The organism is Shewanella halotolerans (genome assembly GCF_019457535.1).
Classification (GTDB): Bacteria; Pseudomonadota; Gammaproteobacteria; order Enterobacterales; family Shewanellaceae; genus Shewanella; species Shewanella halotolerans.
This window is the reverse complement of record NZ_CP080417.1, coordinates 1,867,159-1,888,719: the sequence shown is the minus strand read 5'-3', so window position 1 is coordinate 1,888,719 and position 21,561 is coordinate 1,867,159. Positions and strand designations below refer to the sequence as shown.

General features: G+C 53.5%; 26 protein-coding genes. 9 read left to right on the top strand and 17 right to left on the bottom strand.

Annotated features, from left to right (window positions below):
• Nucleotides 1–2 precede the first annotated feature (2 nt).
• From K0H81_RS08140 to trmJ, 12 genes are all read right to left on the bottom strand, one after another.
• Nucleotides 3–1,133: a 4-phosphoerythronate dehydrogenase gene (locus K0H81_RS08140; RefSeq protein WP_220060505.1), complete on the bottom strand. Its 1,131-nt coding sequence runs from the start codon at nucleotides 1,131–1,133 to the stop codon at nucleotides 3–5.
• A gap of 143 nt (nucleotides 1,134–1,276) precedes the next feature.
• Nucleotides 1,277–1,708: a nucleoside-diphosphate kinase gene (gene ndk / locus K0H81_RS08135; protein ID WP_011866107.1), complete on the bottom strand. Its 432-nt coding sequence runs from the start codon at nucleotides 1,706–1,708 to the stop codon at nucleotides 1,277–1,279.
• Between the two features lie 205 nt (nucleotides 1,709–1,913).
• Nucleotides 1,914–2,105: a Fe-S cluster assembly protein IscX gene (gene iscX, locus K0H81_RS08130; protein WP_011866108.1), complete on the bottom strand. Its 192-nt coding sequence runs from the start codon at nucleotides 2,103–2,105 to the stop codon at nucleotides 1,914–1,916.
• Between the two features lie 120 nt (nucleotides 2,106–2,225).
• On the bottom strand, nucleotides 2,226–2,561 hold the full coding sequence (fdx, locus tag K0H81_RS08125) for an ISC system 2Fe-2S type ferredoxin (RefSeq protein WP_011866109.1): 336 nt from the start codon (nucleotides 2,559–2,561) through the stop codon (nucleotides 2,226–2,228).
• An 8-nt stretch (nucleotides 2,562–2,569) separates the two neighbouring features.
• Complete coding sequence (gene hscA, locus K0H81_RS08120; protein ID WP_220060504.1) at nucleotides 2,570–4,432, bottom strand: Fe-S protein assembly chaperone HscA; 1,863 nt, start codon at nucleotides 4,430–4,432, stop codon at nucleotides 2,570–2,572.
• A gap of 72 nt (nucleotides 4,433–4,504) precedes the next feature.
• The gene (hscB, locus tag K0H81_RS08115; protein ID WP_220060503.1) at nucleotides 4,505–5,026 is read right to left on the bottom strand and encodes a co-chaperone HscB; all 522 of its coding nucleotides are present in this window, start codon (nucleotides 5,024–5,026) and stop codon (nucleotides 4,505–4,507) included.
• Nucleotides 5,027–5,041: 15 nt separating this feature from the next.
• On the bottom strand, nucleotides 5,042–5,365 hold the full coding sequence (gene iscA, locus K0H81_RS08110) for an iron-sulfur cluster assembly protein IscA (protein WP_011866112.1): 324 nt from the start codon (nucleotides 5,363–5,365) through the stop codon (nucleotides 5,042–5,044).
• Between the two features lie 14 nt (nucleotides 5,366–5,379).
• Nucleotides 5,380–5,763 (bottom strand): Fe-S cluster assembly scaffold IscU, encoded by a 384-nt coding sequence (gene iscU, locus K0H81_RS08105; RefSeq protein WP_011866113.1) that lies wholly within the window; start codon nucleotides 5,761–5,763, stop codon nucleotides 5,380–5,382.
• 36 nt (nucleotides 5,764–5,799) lie between these two features.
• Nucleotides 5,800–7,014, bottom strand: a complete 1,215-nt coding sequence (locus K0H81_RS08100) for an IscS subfamily cysteine desulfurase (RefSeq protein ID WP_011866114.1) — start codon at nucleotides 7,012–7,014, stop codon at nucleotides 5,800–5,802.
• A gap of 77 nt (nucleotides 7,015–7,091) precedes the next feature.
• Nucleotides 7,092–7,553 (bottom strand): Fe-S cluster assembly transcriptional regulator IscR, encoded by a 462-nt coding sequence (iscR, locus tag K0H81_RS08095; protein ID WP_011866115.1) that lies wholly within the window; start codon nucleotides 7,551–7,553, stop codon nucleotides 7,092–7,094.
• Between the two features lie 196 nt (nucleotides 7,554–7,749).
• A complete protein-coding gene (cysE, locus tag K0H81_RS08090) occupies nucleotides 7,750–8,571 on the bottom strand; it encodes a serine O-acetyltransferase (protein ID WP_220060502.1) in 822 nt (273 codons plus the stop codon).
• A gap of 4 nt (nucleotides 8,572–8,575) precedes the next feature.
• The gene (gene trmJ / locus K0H81_RS08085; protein ID WP_220060501.1) at nucleotides 8,576–9,334 is read right to left on the bottom strand and encodes a tRNA (cytosine(32)/uridine(32)-2'-O)-methyltransferase TrmJ; all 759 of its coding nucleotides are present in this window, start codon (nucleotides 9,332–9,334) and stop codon (nucleotides 8,576–8,578) included.
• A 157-nt stretch (nucleotides 9,335–9,491) separates the two neighbouring features.
• Between trmJ and suhB the strand changes: the two genes are divergently transcribed.
• The 6 genes from suhB to K0H81_RS08055 all read left to right on the top strand — a co-directional run bounded on the left by suhB (nucleotide 9,492) and on the right by K0H81_RS08055 (nucleotide 14,042).
• Nucleotides 9,492–10,295, top strand: a complete 804-nt coding sequence (gene suhB / locus K0H81_RS08080; protein WP_144204355.1) for an inositol-1-monophosphatase — start codon at nucleotides 9,492–9,494, stop codon at nucleotides 10,293–10,295.
• Nucleotides 10,296–10,637: 342 nt separating this feature from the next.
• Complete coding sequence (locus K0H81_RS08075) at nucleotides 10,638–11,810, top strand: NnrS family protein (protein WP_220060500.1); 1,173 nt, start codon at nucleotides 10,638–10,640, stop codon at nucleotides 11,808–11,810.
• 108 nt (nucleotides 11,811–11,918) lie between these two features.
• Nucleotides 11,919–12,323 carry a phosphate-starvation-inducible protein PsiE gene (locus K0H81_RS08070; protein WP_011866120.1) on the top strand — a complete coding sequence of 135 codons (405 nt, stop codon included), beginning with the start codon at nucleotides 11,919–11,921 and terminating at the stop codon, nucleotides 12,321–12,323.
• A gap of 303 nt (nucleotides 12,324–12,626) precedes the next feature.
• Nucleotides 12,627–12,929, top strand: coding sequence for a PilZ domain-containing protein (locus K0H81_RS08065; RefSeq protein WP_144204357.1), 303 nt, complete (start codon nucleotides 12,627–12,629; stop codon nucleotides 12,927–12,929).
• Nucleotides 12,930–13,042: 113 nt separating this feature from the next.
• Entirely contained in the window at nucleotides 13,043–13,711 is a 669-nt protein-coding gene (locus K0H81_RS08060) for an AAA family ATPase (protein ID WP_144204358.1), read from the top strand.
• Entirely contained in the window at nucleotides 13,698–14,042 is a 345-nt protein-coding gene (locus tag K0H81_RS08055) for a replication protein RepA (protein ID WP_220060499.1), read from the top strand. The genes K0H81_RS08060 and K0H81_RS08055 overlap by 14 nt, the downstream gene beginning before the upstream one ends.
• A 7-nt stretch (nucleotides 14,043–14,049) precedes the next feature.
• On the opposite strand, the gene K0H81_RS08050 is transcribed toward K0H81_RS08055, so the two are convergent.
• Nucleotides 14,050–14,292 (bottom strand): YecH family metal-binding protein, encoded by a 243-nt coding sequence (locus K0H81_RS08050; protein WP_220060498.1) that lies wholly within the window; start codon nucleotides 14,290–14,292, stop codon nucleotides 14,050–14,052.
• 157 nt (nucleotides 14,293–14,449) lie between these two features.
• Here K0H81_RS08050 and K0H81_RS08045 point away from each other — a divergent pair, with 157 nt between their 5' ends.
• From K0H81_RS08045 to K0H81_RS08035, 3 genes are all read left to right on the top strand, one after another.
• Nucleotides 14,450–16,147 carry a sensor histidine kinase gene (locus K0H81_RS08045; protein WP_220060497.1) on the top strand — a complete coding sequence of 566 codons (1,698 nt, stop codon included), beginning with the start codon at nucleotides 14,450–14,452 and terminating at the stop codon, nucleotides 16,145–16,147.
• The gene (btsR, locus tag K0H81_RS08040) at nucleotides 16,144–16,854 is read left to right on the top strand and encodes a two-component system response regulator BtsR (RefSeq protein ID WP_220060496.1); all 711 of its coding nucleotides are present in this window, start codon (nucleotides 16,144–16,146) and stop codon (nucleotides 16,852–16,854) included. Before K0H81_RS08045 ends, btsR begins: the two co-directional genes overlap by 4 nt.
• A 119-nt stretch (nucleotides 16,855–16,973) precedes the next feature.
• On the top strand, nucleotides 16,974–18,410 hold the full coding sequence (locus tag K0H81_RS08035) for a carbon starvation CstA family protein (protein WP_011866127.1): 1,437 nt from the start codon (nucleotides 16,974–16,976) through the stop codon (nucleotides 18,408–18,410).
• Nucleotides 18,411–18,522: 112 nt separating this feature from the next.
• Here K0H81_RS08035 and K0H81_RS08030 read toward each other — a convergent pair whose 3' ends face one another.
• From K0H81_RS08030 to secF, 4 genes are all read right to left on the bottom strand, one after another.
• The gene (locus K0H81_RS08030; protein ID WP_220060495.1) at nucleotides 18,523–19,062 is read right to left on the bottom strand and encodes a YaeQ family protein; all 540 of its coding nucleotides are present in this window, start codon (nucleotides 19,060–19,062) and stop codon (nucleotides 18,523–18,525) included.
• A 68-nt stretch (nucleotides 19,063–19,130) separates the two neighbouring features.
• On the bottom strand, nucleotides 19,131–20,042 hold the full coding sequence (locus K0H81_RS08025; protein ID WP_220060494.1) for a precorrin-2 dehydrogenase/sirohydrochlorin ferrochelatase family protein: 912 nt from the start codon (nucleotides 20,040–20,042) through the stop codon (nucleotides 19,131–19,133).
• 70 nt (nucleotides 20,043–20,112) lie between these two features.
• Nucleotides 20,113–20,430 carry a putative signal transducing protein gene (locus K0H81_RS08020; protein ID WP_011866130.1) on the bottom strand — a complete coding sequence of 106 codons (318 nt, stop codon included), beginning with the start codon at nucleotides 20,428–20,430 and terminating at the stop codon, nucleotides 20,113–20,115.
• Nucleotides 20,431–20,602: 172 nt separating this feature from the next.
• A complete protein-coding gene (secF, locus tag K0H81_RS08015; protein WP_220060493.1) occupies nucleotides 20,603–21,550 on the bottom strand; it encodes a protein translocase subunit SecF in 948 nt (315 codons plus the stop codon).
• Between the last annotated feature and the right edge of the window lie 11 nt (nucleotides 21,551–21,561).

The following is a 21,561-nucleotide window of genomic DNA, read 5'->3' as shown; positions in this document are numbered from 1 at the left end:
AATTACAGACCGACTCCTGAAAAACCTAATTCGAGCAACCAATCTACATCAGAACCCGCGGTATTGGCTAGCATTAACGCGCTAAATTCACGTCGATGCTTATGATTTTTTCTCATCAGGTCGAAGCCTTTGTTATTTTGAAAGCGCTGGCGAAACAGTTCGTCGTCATCGCGCAGGTCATAGACCAGACGCACCAGGCTGAGCAAGGCCTTTTCATCGGGCACAGACAAGGGTGACAACTGATGACTCCAGAGCACTGGCAACAGGCTGGAAAGCGACTTGTCCACCGCCCTGCCCAGCTGCGCCATCAAGGCCTGATACAGCATAAAGGTGCCGCGGGCCTTGCCCTCCAGGCTATAGCCGGCTATGTGAGGGGTGGCTATCTCAACAAATGGCACCAACTCGGGTATTGGCAGAGGCTCCCCCTCCCATACATCCAGCACCAGCTTGAGATCGCTGCGCCGCTGTTTCACCTCGATAAGCGCACGGTTATCGATCACCTCGCCGCGGCAGCAGTTCAGCAGCCAGGAGTCTTCGGCAAGTGTGTTAAGGCGCGCCTTGTCAAACAGATAGTGGGTGGGATGCTCTCCATCTCGAGTCAGGGGCACATGCAAAGAGATCACGTCGCAGCACTCAACTAACTCATCTAACGAGACAAACTCTCGCTCATCGCCCGCCTCTTCGAGCAAGGGATCGTTGAGCAGGGTCTTCACCCCATAGGCCTCAAGGCACTTTTGCAGCGCCGTGCCCGTGTTACCCGCACCAACTATGCCGACCGTCTTGCCCTTGAGTGGACTATGAAAACGTCTGGCCAGCTCCAACATGGCATTGAAGACGTATTCGCCGACAGCCACCGCGTTACAGCCCGGCGCATTGGTGCAGAAGATGCCACGCTGCTTAAGATAGTCCAAGTCCAGATGATCCATGCCTATGGTGGCGCTGCCCACGAAGGAGAGCCTGTCGCAGCCGTCCAGTAGATTCTGATCCACCTTAGTGACGGAGCGCACCAGCAGCACATCGGCATCTTTCACCTGAGCCTGGGTCAGGGTGCGGCCATCGACCATCACCACCTCGCCAAGATCGGCAAACAGGGCTTCGACATAGGGCATGTTTTCATCGGCTACAATTTTCATCGACTTCTCTTCACAGTTTACTTGGGGCTACTTTATCGTATTATTCGCCGTACTATTTTGCCGCACTATTTTTTTGCAGTAAATTTCGGGCACAAAAAAGGAGCCCTAAGGCTCCTTTTCGAGAGTTTTGCATCAGACTCGAATTAACGAGTACGTGGGCAAAGTTCTTCAGCGCTGAAGAAGTAAGCGATTTCACGCTCTGCAGAAGCAACGGCGTCAGAACCGTGAACGGCATTCTCGTCGATGCTGTCGGCGAAATCAGCACGCAGAGTACCACGAGCCGCTTCAGCTGGGTTAGTTGCACCCATGATTTCACGGTTAGCCAGAACAGCGTTTTCGCCTTCCAGTACTTGAACCATGATAGGACCAGAAGTCATGAACTCAACCAGTGCGCCGAAGAAAGGACGCTCGCTGTGCTCGGCGTAGAAGCCTTCAGCTTGTTCTTTGCTTAGGTGAACCATTTTAGAAGCGATGATTTTCAGGCCAGCGGTTTCAAAACGGTTGTAGATAGCACCGATGTGGTTTTTAGCAACGGCATCAGGCTTGATGATAGAAAAAGTACGTTCGATAGCCATGTCTAGCTTCCTTCATTAAACAGGTTTTTAAAAATTCGCGCGGATTATACGAAATTAAATCCGAAAAACCTACCTTTATAGCGAGATGAATGAGACATTCATCAAACCGTCATCTAGGCTGGCGCGATCCTGCTAGCAAACTGGCTTGTGCAAATCGAAACTAGCTAGCAAGCGAGCGAGCGATACTTTAGCCCTCAGTACCGGCTCAGTACTCGTTGATCCAGCAGGCCTGAATCGCCTCCAGGATCCGCTCGTTACAATGATTAGGGTCGTCGTCAAACTCATCCAGCGCCAGGATCCATTCCCGCAGATCGGTAAAGCGGATCTTGGCGGGATCCACATCGGGATGGGCCTCGAGCAAACTGAGCGCCACATCGAGAGAATCTATCCATTTCATTGTCTTACCTCTATCGCAAATGCTTATCCCTTAAGTTTAGCCCCTTGGATAATTGGCGGGATCAAAAAAGCCGATCTGATAGACCGGCTTTCTTTGAGATAGCTAATACGTTAAGCAGGCTTAGCCTTCACTCACCATGTTGATGGTGTATTTAGGGATCTCTACCACGAGATCGCTGTCAGGTACCTTAGACTGGCACGACAGACGGCTCTCAGGCTCCAGGCCCCAGGCCTTATCCAGCATGTCATCTTCCAGCTCATCGCTCTCTTCCAGCTCATCGAAGCCTTCACGAATGATCACATGACAAGTGGTACAGGCACAGGATTTCTCACAGGCATGTTCTATGGTGATGCCGTTACGCAGCGCCACATCCAGCACAGTCTCGCCCACCTGGGCCTCGACTACCGCGCCGTCCGGGCATAACTCTTCATGGGGTAAAAAAACTATCTGAGGCATATTGTTACCTATATATTGTCAACCGACTGGCCCTTAAGCGCCAATCGAATGGAATTATCCATACGTTTCGCGGCAAAGTCCTGACTGGCATCGTCCAGCGCAGCAATTGCCTTCTCGATGGCATCAGTATCAGACTGGCTCGCCACCTGTGCCAAATTGGCCATGCCCGCCTGGATAGTCGCCGCTTCCGCTTCGTCCAGCAGATTGCCATCTTTGGCCAGCGCCGCCGACAGGGACTCTAATACCCTGGCTGCTTCCACCTGCTGCTCGGCCAACATGCGGCGCTCGATATCCTCTTTGGCATGGGCCATCGAATCTTTGAGCATGGTGCCGATCTCTTCGTCGGTCAGACCGAAGGAAGGCTTCACCTGAATGCTCGCCTGCACCCCAGAAGATTTCTCCATGGCGGTCACGCTGAGCAAGCCATCGGCATCGACCTGGAAGGTGACGCGAATATGCGCCGCACCGGCTGCCATTGGCGGAATGCCCTTGAGGGTAAAGCGTGCCAAGGAGCGACAATCGGCCACCAGCTCACGCTCACCCTGCACCACATGAAATGCCATGGCCGTTTGACCATCCTTAAAGGTGGTGAACTCCTGGGCGCGGGCGACCGGAATCGTGGTGTTACGTGAAACCACCTTTTCCACCAGGCCACCCATGGTTTCGATACCCAGCGACAGCGGGATCACATCCAGCAGTAGCAGATCCGATTCTGGCTTGTTACCCACCAGGATATCGGCCTGAATCGCGGCGCCAATGGCGACCACACGATCGGGGTCGATTGAGGTCAGCGGCGCCTTGCCGAAGAAGCCTTCGACACGCTCACGTACCAGAGGCACGCGGGTCGAGCCGCCCACCATCACGGTTTCCAGCACTTCATCGTTGCTGATCCCCGCATCGCGCAGTGCGCGGCGACAGCTGGCGATGGTCTTCTTCACCAGATATTCGATCAAGGCGTCAAACTGCGCCTTGTCGACAACTTGTTCATGCACTCTGCCCTGCTCCAGGGTCAGACTCGCGGTCACGCTGGCCTGTTCGGTCAGGGCCTCTTTCACGCGGCGACTCTCGATTAAGAGTGCGCGGCGCTCACTGGCGGTAAGGCTGGTCAGTTGCCAGCTACTCTGCAGATGATCGGCCAGGGCGTGGTCGAAGTCATCACCACCCAGCGCCGAGTCGCCGCCGGTCGCCAGTACCTCAAACACGCCTTTGTTCAGGCGCAGAATCGAGATATCGAAGGTACCGCCACCCAGGTCATAGATGGCAATCACCCCTTCCTGGCCCGAGTCCAGACCATAGGCGATAGCCGCCGCCGTCGGCTCATTGAGCAGACGCAGCACCTTGACACCAAGCAGGTTTGCCGCCTCTTTGGTGCCCTGACGCTGGGCGTCATCGAAATAGGCTGGCACAGTGATCACTACGCCTTCTAAAGCGCCGCCAAGGGTCTTCTCAGCGCGATCAACTAGTGGCCTTAAGATGTCGGCAGAGATCTGAATGGGATTAAATTGCCCCGCCTGAGTATTGAACAGTGGCAGGCCATTTTCGCTGGCAGAGAAATGATAAGGTAGCGAGGCATCCTTGGCCTGAATATCACTCAGGCTGCGGCCCATGAAACGCTTCACCGAGACCACGGTATTGAGTGGGTCCTGGGCGGAGAAACGCTCGGCATCCACGCCAACCTGCACTCCGTCTTCGCTGTAACGCACAACGGAGGCCAGGGCATGACGACCAGATTCGTCGGCCAGGGTATCGGCTACGCCACTGCGCACGGCCGCCACCAGTGAGTTGGTCGTACCTAAGTCAATGCCTACCGCCAGCCTGTGCTGGTGCGGCGCGGCGCTCTGTCCGGGTTCAGCGATCTGCAAAAGTGCCATATCTTTCCAACTTAAAAAAATAAAGGCTCAGTCGACCGCAATCGACGACAGAGCCATAAAAAACATTCGCGCTTAAAAGAGAGCGTCTTCGGCTCGCTCGAGTTCAGCCTGCAACTTATCCATAAACTTGAGTTTACGCACCAGGTCGGCGGCCTGCTCCAAGACTGAAGCCTCTTCACTGCCTATCTTTTGTGCCAGCTGCGCCGTGATGTCGCTGCGATACTCGCCAAAGGATTGATGCAGGTGCTCGATAGCCTCGTCGGGATCGTCACTATCGGCAATCTCCTCGAGCGCCTCGCGCCACTCCATCTGCTGCATTAAAAACATTATGTCTTTAACCGTGGTGGATTCGTGGCTGAGGTCGATTCCCTTGAGGCTGAGCATGTGCTCGGCGCGCGAGATGGGATGTTTCAGGGTGTTATAACCATCGTTGACCTGGGCGGTGTGCTGCACCGCCAGGCGCTTGTCCTGCTCGCTGGCATTAGCAAACTTGTCAGGGTGCACCGCACGCTGCAGTTCGCGATACCGCTCTGAAAGCACAGCGGTATCTAGCTCAAACGATGGCGATAAACTAAACAACTCAAAATAGTTCATGTATCTCGATTCGCTCTAAACGGTGAAGCTCTCGCCGCAGCCACACTCCCCTTTCGCATTGGGGTTGTTGAACTGGAAGCCCTCGTTGAGCCCCTCTTTGACGAAATCTAACTCGATCCCTTGCAGGTAGATGAAGCTCTTGGCATCGATGATGATTTTCACCCCATCGATCTCATAAACTTCATCGTCGTCGTTGAGTTCGTCGACGAACTCCAGCACGTATGCCATGCCGGAGCAGCCGGACGTCTTCAGTCCCAAACGTAATCCGATACCTTTACCGCGGTTGGCCAAGAAGCTTCTTACTCGATCGGCCGCCGCCGGTGTCATCGTTATTGCCATTATTACTCCGACTATTACTTTTCGTGCTTAGCCTTGTACTCGTCTAACGCTGCCTTGATGGCGTCTTCAGCCAAGATTGAGCAGTGAATTTTCACAGGCGGTAGGGCAAGCTCTTCAGCAATATCCGTATTTTTAATCGCTTGCGCTTCTTCAATCGTCTTACCCTTCACCCATTCGGTGACCAGAGAGCTAGACGCGATAGCGCTACCACAGCCGTAAGTCTTGAACTTGGCATCTTCGATGATACCGTTGTCGTCGATCTTCAGCTGAAGCTTCATGACGTCACCACAGGCAGGCGCACCTACCATGCCGGTAACCACTGAAGGGTCGTTCTTGTCAAATGAACCTACGTTACGCGGGTTCTCATAATGATCTATTACTTTTTCACTGTAAGCCATGATTCTGCTCCAATCTCTATTCGTTTATCGGCCGGATTAATGGTGTGCCCACTGCACTGTTGACAGGTCAACACCATCTTTAAACATCTCCCACAATGGAGACATCTCTCTCAACTGACCGATAGACTTGGTAATGGTCTCGATCGCATGGTCAATCTCCTCTTCAGTCGTGAAACGACCGATAGAGAAACGGATTGAGCTGTGCGCCATTTCATCGTCTAATCCTAATGCACGAAGCACATAGCTAGGCTCTAAACTTGCTGAGGTACAGGCAGAACCAGAAGAGACCGCCAGATCTTTCAGCGCCATCATCAAAGACTCACCTTCGACGAAGTTAAAGCTGACGTTCAGGCTGCCGCAGTATCTTTGCTCTGCATCACCGTTGATATAGGTTTCTTCGATATGCTTGATGCCATCCCACAGTCTGTCGCGCAGACGACGGATACGGGCGTTATCGCTTTCCATGTCGGCCTTGGCAATCGCCGCCGCTTCACCCATGCCGACAATTTGGTGAGTCGCCAGGGTACCACTGCGCATGCCACGCTCGTGTCCACCACCGTGCATAGTCGCTTCCAGACGAATACGTGGCTTACGACGGACATACAGGGCACCAATGCCTTTAGGGCCGTACATCTTGTGCGCCGAGATTGACATGAGGTCAACCTTGCTCTTTTGCAGGTCGATAGGTAGCTTGCCCGCGCTCTGAGCCGCATCCACGTGGAAGATCACCTTCTTGGCACGGCATAGCTCGCCGATGGCGTCGATATCGTGGATCACGCCGATCTCATTGTTAACATGCATCAGGCTGAGCAGTATGGTGTCTTCACGCATCGCCGCTTCGAGCTTCTCGATAGGGATGATGCCGTTTGACTCAGGCTCAAGGTAGGTCACCTCGAAGCCTTCACGCTCAAGCTGACGACAGGTGTCCAGCACAGCCTTATGTTCTGTCTTGCTGGTGATGATGTGCTTGCCTTTCTTATGATAAAAATGCGCAACACCCTTGATGGCCAGGTTGTCAGACTCGGTAGCACCCGAGGTGAAGACGATCTCGCGTGGATCGGCGTTGATCAGCTCGGCGACCTGGTTACGGGCGATATCCACCGCCTCTTCGGCCTGCCAGCCGTAACGGTGAGAACGTGAAGCGGGGTTACCAAAAATCCCGTCCATCGTCATGTATTGCATCATTTTCTCTGCCACGCGCGGATCGACCGGCGTCGTAGCAGCATAATCTAAATAAATAGGAAGCTTCATCTCACACTCCGTACTGAGTAGTCATGGCGCGACCACTTAACCACGTACATATAGTAATAATTAATAACAAAGTTAACTTACAGGGTTACCCTTTGTTCCTGTTGCATCTTGTCTTGCTTGATTGAGATAAATTGCACATCTCGCTTGTTCATCAGACCCGCAAGGCTAATGCCATTTAAAAAATCTGAAATCTGTTTGCTCAAATCGCCCCAGAGCGAATGGGTTAAACATCGAGTACCGCTCTGACAATTTCCCAAACCTTGACAACGTGTGGCGTCGACCGACTCATCTACCGCCCGAACCACCATGCCCACGGAGATGTCGCTGGCGTCGAAACCGAGACGATAACCGCCACCGGGTCCTCTGACGCTGGAGACTAAACCATGCTTACGTAATTTAGCGAAGAGTTGTTCAAGATAGGAAAGGGAGATTCCCTGACGCTCGGAGATGTCAGCTAATGGGACCGGGCCAGAAGTAGAATGCATTGCAACGTCTAACATTGCCGTTACCGCATACCGACCTTTTGAAGTTAGTTTCATAGCTACCACTGCTCTCTAAAATGCTTAGGTCAATTCAACCATACTTGACTATTTTAGTCAAGTATAAAACCCAGCAGATTAGTCAGGTATTAAGGACGTTATCGGAAACAGGAAATACCCTGCTTCGTTGCTGGGGTATTTAACCTGTTTCAAGGCAAAGATTCAACGCTCAGAGGGCAATAAATCTCACTCTTTATTAAATAATGGGATCAAACTCATCTATCGCCTGCTGGCGCTTCTCGGCCGCGGCCTGCTCGGCGTCGCTAAATTCACCCACCTCAAGCTCAGGAAGGCGCTCGGTACAGACGCTGCCGCCCATGCTCTGCACGGCCTGACACACCTCTTGCACCTTAGAGTCCATCAAGTGCATATGATCCAGCATCTTGCCGATGGCATTGGCCACAGGGTCTGGATTATCGGGCGATACCGCGTAGGCATCGAAGCCATATTTCTTGGCCATCTCAGTGCGGCGCTGAGCATGCTCCTTGGACTCATCGCTGGGCCTGGCCACCTCGCGGGCGGGGATCCCCACTACTGTGGTATCTTTTGGCACCTCTTTGACCACCACAGAGTTTGAGCCGACACGCGCCCCATCGTGCATAGTGATCGGCCCCAAGATCTTGGCGCCGGCGCCAACCACCACGTTATTGCCTAGCGTCGGGTGACGTTTGCCCGCCTGCCAAGTAGTTCCCCCAAGGGTGACGCCATGGTAAAGGGTACAATCGTTACCTATCTCGGCGGTCTCACCTATTACCACGCCCATGCCGTGGTCGATGAAGAAACGGTCGCCTATGGTGGCACCAGGATGGATCTCCACCCCGGTCAGCCAACGGGAGAAAGTAGAGATCATGCGTGCGGTGAGACACCACTTGGCTTTCCAAAGCTTATGGCTGACGCGGTGGATCCAAATCGCCTGCATGCCAGGATAGTTGAGCAGGATCTCTAGGGTACCGTTTGCCGCCGGGTCTCTGTGATAGATGGAGGCTATGTCATCTTTAATTCTGGAAATCACGCCCATGGCTCTATTCTTCCTTCGTTGACTGTGCGTCTTGTGTGGCCTGCTGTGCCAATTCAACCTTCTTATCGACCGAGGTCAGGATACCGCGGAGGATGTTCATCTCCTGACTTTCGATTCTCGCCCGGCTAAAGAGGCGTCTGAGCTTAGTCATCACCTGCCCCGGATGTTGCTTAATGATAAATCCAGTCGACAGCAGCGTCTTCTCCAGATGAACGAAGAAGTTTTCCTGCTCTTTGGCCAGGGGATACGCCGGCTCTTCTACCGTCTCGGGATCCATGGCGAGGTGTGCCACGCGCGCCTCATAACAGATGATCTGCACCGCCTGGGCCAGGTTAAGCGAGGTGTACTCAGGATTGGCCGGTATGGTCACATGATAGTTGCACTTTTGCAGTTCGTCGTTGCTCAGGCCGTTACTCTCGCGGCCAAAGACGATGGCTACTGGGCCGTTAACGGCGGCGCCGGCGAGTTTCTCACCCGCCTGACGGGGATCCAACATGGGCCAGTCCAGGGTGCGGCTGCGGGCACTGGTGGCGATAACCAGGCTGCAATCTGCGATGGCATCTTCCAGACAATCGACGGTCACCGCATGTTTAAGGATATCCGACGCCCCGGCGGCAAGCGCCACAGACTGGCCATCGGGTGCCACCTTGGGTTCGGCGAGATAAAGCGTGGAAAGGCCCATGGTTTTCATGGCACGGGCGGTTGAACCTATATTACCTGGATGAGTGGTTCCTACGAGAACGACACGAATATTGCTAAGCATGAAACAAGTTTGATTTCTTTCTATAGAACAGTGGATTGATGGTATCACAGCGTAAGGGGATCCCTTAATATAAAAATCTATATTTGATATAACGCTTAAAAAGCGTATAATACGCGCCGATTATTTATATCTGTTCTTTAACATCCAGGGGATTGTAATGCATCCGATGCAGACCATCGCCGTGCGCGCCGCTCGCGCCGCCGGCCAAACGATTATGCGTGCCTATACCGAACTCGACCGTGTAGAAGTTAGCACAAAAGGTATCAATGACTACGTGACTAACGTAGATAAAGAAGCAGAAGCTGCAATTACATATCAAATCCGCAAGTCGTACCCGGACCACACCATAGTTGGTGAAGAAAATGGTGAGAACAAGGGTCAAAACAGCGACTATTTGTGGATTGTCGATCCTCTGGATGGCACTAACAACTTTGTTAGAGGCATCCCTCATTTCGCGGTATCTATTGCCGTACAACACAAAGGCAAGACCGAAGTTGCCGTCGTCTACGATCCTGTTCGTGACGAGCTGTTCACTGCCGTGCGCGGTAAAGGCGCCAAGCTAAATGATTTCCGTATCCGTGTAAGCAAGGCGAGCGATCTCGATGAGGCCATCGTAGGTACTGGCTTCCCCTTCAAAGCGAAGCAACACACTGAAACTTACATGAAACTTTTTGCTTCTACCTTTAGCCAATGTGCCGATCTGCGCCGTGCAGGTTCTGCCGCCCTGGATCTGGCTTACGTAGCAGCCGGTCGTATGGACGCTTTCTTCGAGATCGGTCTCAAGCCTTGGGATATCGCCGCTGGCGACCTGATCGTCCGTGAAGCCGGCGGTACAGTTACCGACTTTACCGGCAACCATGGCTACATGGGTTCAGGCAACATCATCGCAGGTAGTCCTAAGGCAACTGTTGCCATGGTGAAGAGCTTCCGCCCTCTGCTGAGCGATGCCCTTAAGCGTTAATCCCGGATTAAATAGCATCGCACGCTAAAGACCGCCTTCATGGCGGTTTTTTTATGCCTGATTTTTACATTGGATAATGGCTGTTGTTATGCCTTTGAGTAGCGCTTTCTCTAGGTCTATCCTGCATTCAACCATCAGTTGCCGTAAGCTTTCCTAAAGGGTGCGCACTGTTAAAAGCCGCCACGCGAAAAATGCTGTCCCAGACGAAGAAGCCGCCTTCATTCAAAGCCGGTGCCCTGACTCAATCGATATTCATTAAAAGCTAGCGGCGCTTATTTACATGCATATAAATTACACCTTATAATACCCGACATAATTACTCGGATATATAATGAGACGCGTATGCTTAACATAGACGAACCCGCCCATCTCCAACCCAAACTCGCCCTACTGCGTTTGGGATTTCGTCCCTTCTTCCTATTTGGCGCCCTGTTCAGCCTGGTCGCTCTGGCGCTGTGGGGAAGCTTTCTCACCGGTCGTCTCGGCTTCACGCCCCATGGTAATCCACTATGGTGGCACGGCCATGAGATGTTATTCGGCTTCGTGATGGCGATTGTCGCTGGCTTCCTGTTGACCGCCTCACAGACCTGGACCGGCCAGAAGAGTATCAAGGGCTGGCCTCTGGGCGCCCTCTTCCTGCTATGGCTGGCGCCGCGCATCTTGCTGGCACACAATCAATGGGGCACATTTGAGGTGGTCGCCATGCTTGATCTGCTGTTCGCTCCGGCGGCCGCGCTGGTACTGGCGAGACAAGTGATCGCCGTCAGGCAGTGGCGTAACTTTGCCTTCATCCCCATTCTCCTCCTGCTGACGGTAGCCAACGCCCTGAGTTACTACGGCGTCAGCAGCCAAAACAGCCTGCTGGTATCCCACGCCTTTCAAGGCGCCACCATCTTGATGGTCACCATAGTGGCCCTCATCGGCGGTCGGGTGATCCCCTTCTTCACCGACAGAGCCACACAGTGGCAGCGACTGGACAACATCTCCTGGCTGGAAAAGCTCACCTTCGTCAGCCTGATGGCGCTCTTTATCGCCATGCTTATCGGTCAGCCACTTGCAATAATGCTCTGCGCCACCGTGGCCGGGCTCACCCTGCTGGTGCGCTGGTCTCGTTGGGGCGTGCAGTCTACCTTTGGCGTGCCACTGCTCTGGTCGCTACACCTGAGCTATCTCTGCATCCCTGTGGGTCTACTGCTGATCGCTGTAGGGGCCAGCGTCTCTGCCGGTTTGCATGCCATGACGGTGGGGGGACTAGGTGGTATGATCCTGGCGATGATGGCCAGGGTCTCGCTAGGTCACACGGGTCGTAACCTCTTGCCACCTAAGGTAATGACGGGCGCCTTCGCCTTGATCCTTATCTCGACCATCACCCGGGTCTTGGCCAGCCTGTTCCCGACGCAGTTTATGCTCTGGCTGACTATAGCGATGGTCGCCTGGATCTTCGCCTTTGGCACCTTCGTTATCTGCTATGCCCCCATTTTGCTCACGCCAAGGGTAGATGGCAGACCGGGCTAGGTGCCTAACAGAGGCTAAAGCGTCAGATTGTGAAAAGCATCACACCCAGACGCTGGCGTAGCGCTCAATACTTGTTACCATCTATAAAAACACTATTGAGCGCTATTTATGGGAAAACTCTACACGCAATATGGCTCTAAAAGCCTCAAAGCAATAGAACATTTTGTTTTAATTATCATCGCCATCGCCACCATAGTGGCTATAGGGCAAGAGATAGCGCACATCATCAAGATGGGAGAGGTGGCGCTGGCTGATCTGCTGCTACTCTTCATCTATCTCGAGGTGCTGGCCATGGTGGCTAACTATGCCGAATCGGGTAAGTTGCCGGTGCGAATGCCGCTCTATATCGCCATCGTCGCTTTGGCCCGTTATCTGATACTCGATATGAAGGGAATGGAAGACTGGCGCATTCTGGCCATATCTGTATCTACCCTGGTCCTCGCCAGCACGGTTATCGTGATCCGCTGGGGTCAGCTAAAGCTCCCCTATCCGCGCAAAGAGGACGACCACTAGCCTGTTTATAAACCAGCGAGTTGTAGGCCAGCAATGGCAGACAAGTTACGGGGCGGTAAGTCATAAGACGGTAAGCGCCGCCCCTCTTATCGCAAAATGCCTGACTCAGCCGACACACGTAAATCCCTCAAGCGTCACTGCGCACCTATTCACTCCTTATCGCTCCTCACTAGCCGGTTTATCCCATCAGCTCGCCTGCAAATAACTAACCGTTATTCATGTTGTTATAACTATTATTTCCCTCATAAACTGTGCTACGTTTAAAAGGCTTTACCCCTATCTCTAACAGCAAGGAATACTCTGATGGATCAAAGCCACGAAGATTTTGAAGAACGCCGTCAATCCCTGCGGGTTGACATGGAAGCCGAGCGCATCCTGATCTCATGGACAGATGGCTTAGGCGTGGTGCACACAGATGATGCTATCTGTATGGATCTGGCACGTCGTGGTGTGCTGATTGAATACAAGCAGGCCTTTACACTGGGCGAACTGCTCACGGTCACCTTCAACCCCAATACAGACAAACAAAACAGCATCAAGGCTCAGGTGTGTCGCTGCAGCGAATGTGGCCCGCACCGTTTCCAGGTTGCGATGCAAATTATTTAGCCTTTTCAGTGAACTAAAAACGGGAGTTCAGGCAGTATCCATAACTCTGTTCTATACTAAACAGCACAAGTTCTGCGACATAAACCAGTGCCAATGCTTGAGGGAGACACGCTATGATTCTGCTTGTTGGGGGTGAGAAAGGCGGTGCGGGCAAGAGTTGCCTGGCCCAGAATATCGCCGTACATATCACTCAAAAATACAATGCCAATGTATTAATGGTCGACTGTGATCCCCAGCGCACCACCTCAGACTGGATCCAGGCCCGTAACGAAGATGCCAGTCTACCCGCTATCAACTGTATTCAACTGTACGGTAAAATTCGTAATGATCTGCTTGGCTTAGACCAAAGGTTCGACTATGTGATCGTGGACTGTGGCGGTCAGGATAACCTGGCGATGCGCGCGGCCATGTCGGTAGCCACCTATGTGGTGCTGCCACTCAGGCCCAAGCGGCGGGATCTCAAGACCCTCCCTCATATGGAAGATATGCTCAGCACCTGTAAGATGGTTAACCCTAAGATGGTTGCAACCGTGGTGATGACACAATGTCCTGCGCTGCCCAGCCAATATAAACGCATATTGGAGGCCAAAGAGGTGGTTGAGTCGTTCGGGCTCAGGGTGCTGGACGCGGTAACCTTTAGCCGCAACGTCTACGATGACAGTGAAGAACAGGGATCGTCGGTCATCGAAATCGAACCGGATGGAAAAGCCGCCGCCGAGATACGTGCTATCGCAGACGAACTGTTTGCGATACCACCAGAAAATTCCTATGAGCTTAACTGATCTTAAACGTCGTAAATCCAAACCTCGCAAGAAATTGTCGGTTGAAGAATTTATCGAGGATGCCAACAACTATGCGTTTGGTCAGCCGAGCCTTTCCAATCGCGTCAAAAAGTCACGTAAAACAAACACCACGGTCAACCAGAAGAAGCAGGCGAGTCGCATCTTTCGCCACGCCACCTTCACCCTGACCGAGACCAGCATAGCCCAGCTCAATACCCTGGCGAAGGAGAGCAAGGTCGCCAAGTCTCGGCTGATCCGTATGATGATCACCGAGTTCGCCAGAAAATCCAAGGCCGAGCTACAAGCCCTGATAGAGCTCAGCCAAGACTAATCATTCGTTAGTGATTACAGATACGATCGGCTGCGGTGGCGATCCCCTCGGCCGACTCGGTAAACTTACCCTTGCGCTCGAGAAACGCGATCAGCTCCTGAGCATCCATCTCGCTGGCCGAGCAAGTATGGTAACGAGCCTGCTCACCAAACTCCTCATGCATGAGCTGAGTCAGCTCCCCCTTAGATACGGCGCGGCCCAAGGACAACATAAGTTCCATCACCTGATGGCCATGAATTGAATCTGACATACTCTTCCTAAAAGATATAAAATAGATGTCTCTTTATAACCTATCTCGGTAGCAGAAACTTTGATCCCGAGCCCAAAGCCCGCCCTTGTCCTAAAACCAGCGCCAGTGCTATGCTGAGGATCACTAAGGCCTCTCCCACACGAGTACCCAAGTTTCTATGCCTTTAATCCTCCTGCTCACCCAACAGATGTGCCTCTACCTGGTCATAGTGTACCTGCTGAGTAAGACGCCGCTGTTTAAGCTATTTGCCGAGACGGCAACCCGTCTGCCCCATAAGGTCTACATCTATCTAATCTTCTCGGGTTTCTGCATCATGGCCACCTATTTTGGTGAGCAGACCAACGATGCCATCGCCAATACCCGCGCCATGGGCGCCGTGCTCGGCGGCCTGTTAGGTGGACCGGTTACCGGCTTTTTGGTGGGCTTAACCGGCGGCCTGCACAGATACAGCATGGGCGGCTTTACCGACTTGGCCTGCGCCATCTCCACCACGTTAGAGGGCCTATCGGCGGGCATAGTCGGTTATTACCTGCGAAAGCAAAACCGCAGCGAGATGGTCTATGCGCCGCTGCTGGTCGCCCTGGTCACCTTCTCGGCCGAGATGCTACAGATGGCGCTGATCCTGGCCATCGCCAAGCCCTATGGTGATGCCCTAGCCCTGGTTAAACAGATCGCCCTGCCCATGTTGACGGTCAACTCCATCGGCGCCGCCCTCTTCATGAGCATGGTGCGGGATCAGAAGACCATGTTCGACAAGCTCTCCTCCGCCTTCTCCACCAAGGCGCTTAAGATTGCCGAGCGCAGCGTCGGGATCCTCTCCAAGGGATTCGATCAGGAGGGCAGCACTAAGGTGGCGCAGATCATATTGGAGGAGACTAATGTCGGCGCGGTGGCGATCACCGATAGAGAAAAACTACTCGCCTTCATCGGCATCGGCGACGACCATCATATTCCCGGCACGCCCATTTCATCTAAGATCACCCAAGATGCCATAGAACAGAACTGTGTCATGTTCGCCGACGGTGTGGAGACCCCCTATGCCTGCTCCATCTCGCCTCAGTGTCGCCTTGGCTCCAGCCTGGTGATCCCCCTGAGGTGCGAGTCTGAAGTGATAGGCACCATCAAACTCTATGAGCCCAAGAATAAGCTGTTTCTCAACATTAACCGCACGCTAGGTGAAGGGATTGCCAGGCTGATGAGTAACCAGATCCTCTACGGTCGCTATGAGCTGCAACAAAGCCTGCTGACTCAGGCTGAGCTCAAGCTGCTGCAGGCGCAGGTTAATCCCCATTTCCTGTTTAATGCACTCAACACCATCGCCGCCATCATAGGCAAGGATCCCCTGATGGCGAGGCAGCTGCTGCAACACCTGTCGCAGTTCCTGCGCATCAACCTCAAGCGCACCACAGGCCTGGTGACCCTCAGCGATGAGCTGGAACATATCGACGCCTATCTCACCATAGAGAAGGCAAGATTTATCGATAAGCTCAGCGTGCATATCGACATTCCAGCCACGCTGCACCATTACCGCCTACCGGCCTTTACCCTGCAGCCCATCATAGAAAATGCGGTGAAGCATGGTACCTCACACCTGCTGGAACCCGGGGAAATCTGGGTCAGTGGCAGAGCCGAGCAAGATTTATTAATATTGGAAGTAAGAGATAATGCAGGTCTGTATCGAGAAGAGCTCAATACAGACACCTCAGGATTAGGTATGTCCATCGTCCATAAGCGGATCCAGAGCCTGTTTGGCCTCCACTATGGCGTTAAGATCAACTGCGAGAAGGACCGTTTTACTCAAGTTATTATTACCCTGCCGCTAAATGATGCGGCACAAACGGAACCCACAGCGTGATCACTTGCTTAATTATCGATGATGAACCCTTTGCCCGCGAAGCCCTCAACGACCAACTCAAGATCTATCCCGATCTCGAGGTAATAGGCCAATGCAGCAACGCCATCGAGGGGATGCAGGCAATAGGCAAACTCAAACCGCAACTTATTTTCGTCGATATTCAGATGCCCAAGATAAGTGGGCTCGAAATGGTGGCCATGTTAGATCCCGACAACATGCCCAGAGTGGTGTTTGTCACCGCCTTTGATGAATACGCCATCAAGGCCTTCGACAATCATGCCTTCGACTATCTGCTCAAACCCGTGGATGAGGCGCGTCTGGCCACCACGATTTCCAGGGTGCGCCGGGACCTGCACCAAGTGCCACTCGACGCCGTGTTGCCCACCCAGCTCGAACATGTCCCCTGTTACTGCGGAAACCGTCTCAAGGTGATCAATGTCGAAGAGGTGGAGTTTGCCTTTAGCGATCTCAGCGGCATCCATGTCACCACGGCGCAGGAGCAAGTACACACCCATCTGACCCTCAAGGTGCTGGAGGAGAAGACAGATCTGGTACGCTGCCACAAGCAGTATCTGGTCTCACCCCAGGCGATCAGCGAGATAGTGATCTTAGAAAATGGCGCCGAGGTCCTGACCCACTCGGGTAAGACGGTCCCCGTCTCCCGCCGCTTCCTGAAACCGATAAAACAGCTCTTCGGCTTTCACTAATACAGTTACCGGCTCGATTTTACCGCTTAATCTGCTTATTCGACCACTCACCTAAATGTCGGTTTCCTTAAATTGCCGACAGGTTACACTCTTGTTAACTTTAAATGGGAGTACTAATTATGATGTGGTTTCTAATGTGTGTCGGCCTGCTACTCGGCGGATACTTCATCTACGGTAAGTTTGTTGAGAAGGTGTTCGGTATCAATACCGCTCGCCAAACCCCCGCCTTTACCAAGACAGACGGCGTCGACTATGTGCCTATGTCAAAAGGTAAGGTCTACCTGATTCAGTTGCTGAACATTGCAGGTGTTGGCCCCATCTTCGGCCCTATCTTAGGTGCCCTCTATGGTCCCGCCGCCATGTTGTGGATCGTGATCGGCTGTATCTTCGCCGGTGCGGTGCATGACTACTTCTCTGGCATGCTGTCGGTGCGCAACAATGGCCAGTCTGTGCCAAACCTTGCCGGTAAGTACCTGGGCAACAGCGCCAAGCACTTCATGAACGTGTTTGCCATCATACTCCTACTGCTAGTGGGCGTGGTCTTCATCTCGGCGCCAGCTGGCCTCCTAGGCAAGTTGACCGGTTGGGACGTTAGCCTGTTCCTAGGCATCATCTTCACTTACTATCTGATCGCCACTATCGTGCCGGTCGACAAGATCATTGGTCGCCTCTATCCCTTCTTCGGCGCCCTGCTGCTGTTCATGTCTGTGGGTCTGACCATAGCACTGATCGTCTCTAGCGAGCACACTCTGCTGCCAGGTTTCAGCGCCGGTGACTTCCTGTCTAACCTGAACCCTAACGACATGCCTCTCTGGCCTGCCCTGTTCATCACCATCGCCTGTGGCGCCGTATCTGGCTTCCACGCCACTCAGTCACCGCTGATGGCTCGCTGTGTCGAGAATGAGTCTAACGGCCGTTTCGTGTTCTACGGTGCCATGATAGGTGAAGGTATTATCGCCCTGATCTGGTGTGCTATCGCCCTGTCATTCTTCGGCGGCGTAGAAGGTCTGAATGCCGGCATGGCGGGTAACCCTGCAAACGTTGTGTATGAAGCTTCTACCGGCCTGCTAGGCGCTGTGGGTGGATTCATGGCTATCCTGGGTGTGATTGTTCTCCCTATCACCTCTGGCGATACTGCATTCCGCTCTGCACGTCTGATCTTGTCTGAGTTCTTCAAGATGCCACAGACTGCATTGCCTAAGCGTCTGGTCCTGGCTATCCCACTGTTTGTGATTGGTGCGATTCTGACTCAGGTCGACTTCGGGGTGATCTGGCGTTACTTCGGTGTGGCTAACCAGACCACAGCCGTGATGATGCTTTGGACCGCTTCTGCCTACCTGCTGCGTCATAACAAGCTGCACTGGATCTGTACCGTACCGGCCATGTTCATGACCACTGTGGTTATTAGCTTCCTGCTGAACTCTGCCACCTTAGGTGCAGGCCTACCTATGACGGTTTCTACCATTGCCGGTGTGGTATCGACCTTGGTAATTACCGCACTCATCATAGTGAAGACTAAGGGCCGCGGCGAAGAAGAGTTACCAGAAGAAGCCTAAACACTCCGTAACATCCCCCAAAGTAAAAAACCAGTCGCAAGACTGGTTTTTTTATGCCGGTATCTGTGACGCTCACAACACCAATCGTTTTAGCGCTAAACGCCAGAGCGTATTATCCCTTTAGCTGCTCAGGGGTAATATGCACGCTGCCGCTATCGTTGGAGAGCCACACCTCACCCTCGCTGATATTGTATTGCAGGCTCATGTTGCGACTAACCATCTCGCCCATCGCCTTCACCTGCTCTTCGGGCAAGTTCCACACAGCAAGGTTCTGATAACGGCTGAGAGCCTGCTCATTTTGCTGCCACCAGATAGGCACGGCGCGGCCGCCATAGGTATAGAGCAACACCCTATCGGCGCGGCTGCTGGCCTTTCTCAGCCACTTCTCATCGCTCTGACCAAACTCGATCCACAGCTCTATCTCGTCGCTCAAGGATTTCTGCCACAGCTCGGGCTCCCCCTCGACGCACAGCCCCTTGCTAAAGGCCAGGGTGTCGCTGGCGTTCAAGGCAAAGGCCAGCAGCCTGACCATCATGCGGGCACCGGTTTCGGATGGGTGTTGTGACAGCGTGAGGAAATGATCTTGATAGTAGCCACGATCCATGTCGGCAATCTGCAGCTGCACTTTATAAACGGTTGCTTTGGGCGCCATAATGCTCAGTCGTTAAGAATAAAGCGCCTAGTTTACCCTAAATAGGCGCCCTTTGAGCAAGAGATGCGTTACAGTGCGCCCGGGCGCAGGTGTTTCGCCATGGGGAAATGGGCCACCAGCTGAGCTATGGTCTCAGTTTCAGCGTAGACCATCACCCGCTCGCCCTTGTCTAACCTGGCTGATAACTCACTGAGCGGTAACATGGGCTGACGCCCGGCGTCACGGCGCACCAACTCAGACAGGCGCTCAGGCAACGCTAAGTCACTACATAGCCAGTCGAGACGCTGCATCATAGGCACGGCGGCCAGAGGCAGCAGATCGATTGGGGTGTGGGCCTCGAGCAGCAAGAGCTCGCCGCAACCCGAAAGCGTACCGAACGCTTGCTCGAAGTAGTTATCCGTGCGCTCGTCGAATCTGTCGCCATTGAGGCGGAAGAACTGTTCCCAGAACAGCTTACGCTGCTCAAATGCCGGCAGGCGATGCTGTACCTCGGTGCGTTTATCGGCGATGAAATCAAACAGTTCACTCAAGGATGCCGGCAGCCAGGTCTCCAAACGTGCCCTAAGCTCGCGGGCAAACACAGGCGCGGCGCCGCTGGTGCTGATGGCAACCTGTAAGCGGCCCCTGTCGACGATGGCGGGGGTGATGAAGTTACAGAGTTTGGGGGCATCGACCACATTGACCCAGAGCCCGAGCGCTTTGGCCTGCAGGGCAAACTGACGATTGAGAGGCTCGTCACTGGTCGCCATGTAGAGCAGATCTATCCCTTCGAGGTCGTCGAGTTCGGCAAATCTCTGTTCCAGGGCGATCAGCCCCTGGTTAGCCATGGCCATCACGGCATCGCAGACTTCCGGGGCAATCACCCGAATATGGGCCTGAGTGCGGCTCAGCAGCTCAAGTTTGCGGCTGGCGACAATGCCAGCGCCTATCATCAGGATCTTCAGCCCATCGGCCTGGGCGAAAATGGGAAAATATTGCATCGATTAAATGACTTGTCTCGACTAAGGATAAGACAAGAGTAAAGTAAGGCTCTGCGAGCGGCAAGCACTACTAGCTAAGCTGCTCGCTACGCTCGGCGCTGCAATGCCAGCAGAGCTCAAAGTTACCTTCATTCATCTCGTGGCATTTGACGCACTGCCACTTGGGACTCTCGCTGTTTAAAGTCTCAAGCTGCGCCCTGGCCGCCTCATATTGCGACTCGGCTACCCACAGCTCGACATCCTGCAAGTCGACCGGCAACTCGCCGATCCCACCCAGCAAGGCCTCGCCTCGCAGTTCGACCCCGATACCGCAGGCCTCCAACATCCCTTTCCAAGCATGGGCCTGTAACAAGTTACCGCCGGCCACCAACTTACTGCGCTCTTCCATCTTTATCCCCTACAACGCTTGCTCTTTTTGGCAAATTATCAGGTGTATTGATTAATCGCTGAACATCCTAGCCTTAAAACTTACATTTTGTCGAGTCGGGATCCGGCCAAATTGGCAATAAAAAAGCCACGAAATCGTGGCTTTTTCATGACACTGGTCGGGCAGCATGCGCCTATGGCATCAATGCATCCTGATCCGCACCCTCTTTTTCGATCTCCACCGGCATCATATGCTCGCGGTTGATCCCCAGTTTTACAGCCAGGAAACTCGCCACATAGATAGAGGAGAAGGTACCCACGAAGATACCCATCAGCAAGGCTGTCGCGAAGCCGTGGATCATGGTGCCGCCCTTGAGGAACAGGGCCACAACCACCACCAGGGTAGTACCTGTGGTGATGATGGTACGGCTCATGGTTTGGGTGATAGAGTTGTTCACCACATCTTCTGGAGTGCCCTTACGCATCTTGAGGAAGTTCTCACGGATACGGTCAAACACAACGATAGTATCGTTGAGTGAGTAACCCACCACCGTCAGCACACCCGCCAGCACCGTCAGGTCAAACTCCAGCTGGAACAGCGAGAACACACCGAGCGTGATGATCACGTCGTGTGCCAACGCCGCTACCGAACCGAGCGCCAGGCGCCATTCGAAACGGAAAGAGACATAGATAAGGATACAGATCAGCGCCACCAAGACGGCCAGGCCGCCCTGCTCGGCAAGCTCTTTACCCACCTGAGGACCAACAAACTCGACACGCTTCTGGCTCACGCCTGGATCGACTTTGGCCGCAGCCTCCATCACATGCGCAACCTGTAGGTCGCTCTTCACGCCCTCTTTCACCGGCAGACGGATCAGCACGTCACGGCTCGAACCAAAGTTCTGCACCACGGCACCATCTGTCTCGTCTGAGGTCAGGGCTGCGCGCAGCTGATTTAGATCGACAGGGTTTTTAAACTCCATCTCAACGACGGTACCGCCGGTGAAATCCAAGCCCCAGTTAATCCCGTTCACGGCCAGAGAAGCCAGAGAGCCAATCACCAAGACAAGTGATAGCGCACTGATGGCCACTGCGTGGCGCAGGAAGTTGATCGTGCCTTTAATTGATAAAATCTCGAACATGGTCAACGTCC

Excerpts from the sequence above, each read along its gene's own strand:
- iscR (WP_011866115.1), bottom strand. The coding sequence starts at position 7,553 with ATGAAACTAACTTCAAAAGGTCGGTATGCGGTAACGGCAATGTTAGAC.
- iscU (WP_011866113.1), bottom strand. The coding sequence starts at position 5,763 with ATGGCTTACAGTGAAAAAGTAATAGATCATTATGAGAACCCGCGTAAC.
- K0H81_RS08055 (WP_220060499.1), top strand. The coding sequence starts at position 13,698 with ATGAGCTTAACTGATCTTAAACGTCGTAAATCCAAACCTCGCAAGAAA.
- suhB (WP_144204355.1), top strand. The coding sequence starts at position 9,492 with ATGCATCCGATGCAGACCATCGCCGTGCGCGCCGCTCGCGCCGCCGGC.
- K0H81_RS08100 (WP_011866114.1), bottom strand. The coding sequence starts at position 7,014 with ATGAAGCTTCCTATTTATTTAGATTATGCTGCTACGACGCCGGTCGAT.
- K0H81_RS08070 (WP_011866120.1), top strand. The coding sequence starts at position 11,919 with ATGGGAAAACTCTACACGCAATATGGCTCTAAAAGCCTCAAAGCAATA.
- trmJ (WP_220060501.1), bottom strand. The coding sequence starts at position 9,334 with ATGCTTAGCAATATTCGTGTCGTTCTCGTAGGAACCACTCATCCAGGT.
- cysE (WP_220060502.1), bottom strand. The coding sequence starts at position 8,571 with ATGGGCGTGATTTCCAGAATTAAAGATGACATAGCCTCCATCTATCAC.
- hscA (WP_220060504.1), bottom strand. The coding sequence starts at position 4,432 with ATGGCACTTTTGCAGATCGCTGAACCCGGACAGAGCGCCGCGCCGCAC.
- iscA (WP_011866112.1), bottom strand. The coding sequence starts at position 5,365 with ATGGCAATAACGATGACACCGGCGGCGGCCGATCGAGTAAGAAGCTTC.
- K0H81_RS08020 (WP_011866130.1), bottom strand. The coding sequence starts at position 20,430 with ATGGAAGAGCGCAGTAAGTTGGTGGCCGGCGGTAACTTGTTACAGGCC.
- hscB (WP_220060503.1), bottom strand. The coding sequence starts at position 5,026 with ATGAACTATTTTGAGTTGTTTAGTTTATCGCCATCGTTTGAGCTAGAT.
- iscX (WP_011866108.1), bottom strand. The coding sequence starts at position 2,105 with ATGAAATGGATAGATTCTCTCGATGTGGCGCTCAGTTTGCTCGAGGCC.
- K0H81_RS08025 (WP_220060494.1), bottom strand. The coding sequence starts at position 20,042 with ATGCAATATTTTCCCATTTTCGCCCAGGCCGATGGGCTGAAGATCCTG.
- K0H81_RS08035 (WP_011866127.1), top strand. The coding sequence starts at position 16,974 with ATGATGTGGTTTCTAATGTGTGTCGGCCTGCTACTCGGCGGATACTTC.
- K0H81_RS08075 (WP_220060500.1), top strand. The coding sequence starts at position 10,638 with ATGCTTAACATAGACGAACCCGCCCATCTCCAACCCAAACTCGCCCTA.
- secF (WP_220060493.1), bottom strand. The coding sequence starts at position 21,550 with ATGTTCGAGATTTTATCAATTAAAGGCACGATCAACTTCCTGCGCCAC.
- K0H81_RS08065 (WP_144204357.1), top strand. The coding sequence starts at position 12,627 with ATGGATCAAAGCCACGAAGATTTTGAAGAACGCCGTCAATCCCTGCGG.
- K0H81_RS08030 (WP_220060495.1), bottom strand. The coding sequence starts at position 19,062 with ATGGCGCCCAAAGCAACCGTTTATAAAGTGCAGCTGCAGATTGCCGAC.
- ndk (WP_011866107.1), bottom strand. The coding sequence starts at position 1,708 with ATGGCTATCGAACGTACTTTTTCTATCATCAAGCCTGATGCCGTTGCT.
- K0H81_RS08045 (WP_220060497.1), top strand. The coding sequence starts at position 14,450 with ATGCCTTTAATCCTCCTGCTCACCCAACAGATGTGCCTCTACCTGGTC.
- K0H81_RS08140 (WP_220060505.1), bottom strand. The coding sequence starts at position 1,133 with ATGAAAATTGTAGCCGATGAAAACATGCCCTATGTCGAAGCCCTGTTT.
- K0H81_RS08050 (WP_220060498.1), bottom strand. The coding sequence starts at position 14,292 with ATGTCAGATTCAATTCATGGCCATCAGGTGATGGAACTTATGTTGTCC.
- K0H81_RS08060 (WP_144204358.1), top strand. The coding sequence starts at position 13,043 with ATGATTCTGCTTGTTGGGGGTGAGAAAGGCGGTGCGGGCAAGAGTTGC.
- fdx (WP_011866109.1), bottom strand. The coding sequence starts at position 2,561 with ATGCCTCAGATAGTTTTTTTACCCCATGAAGAGTTATGCCCGGACGGC.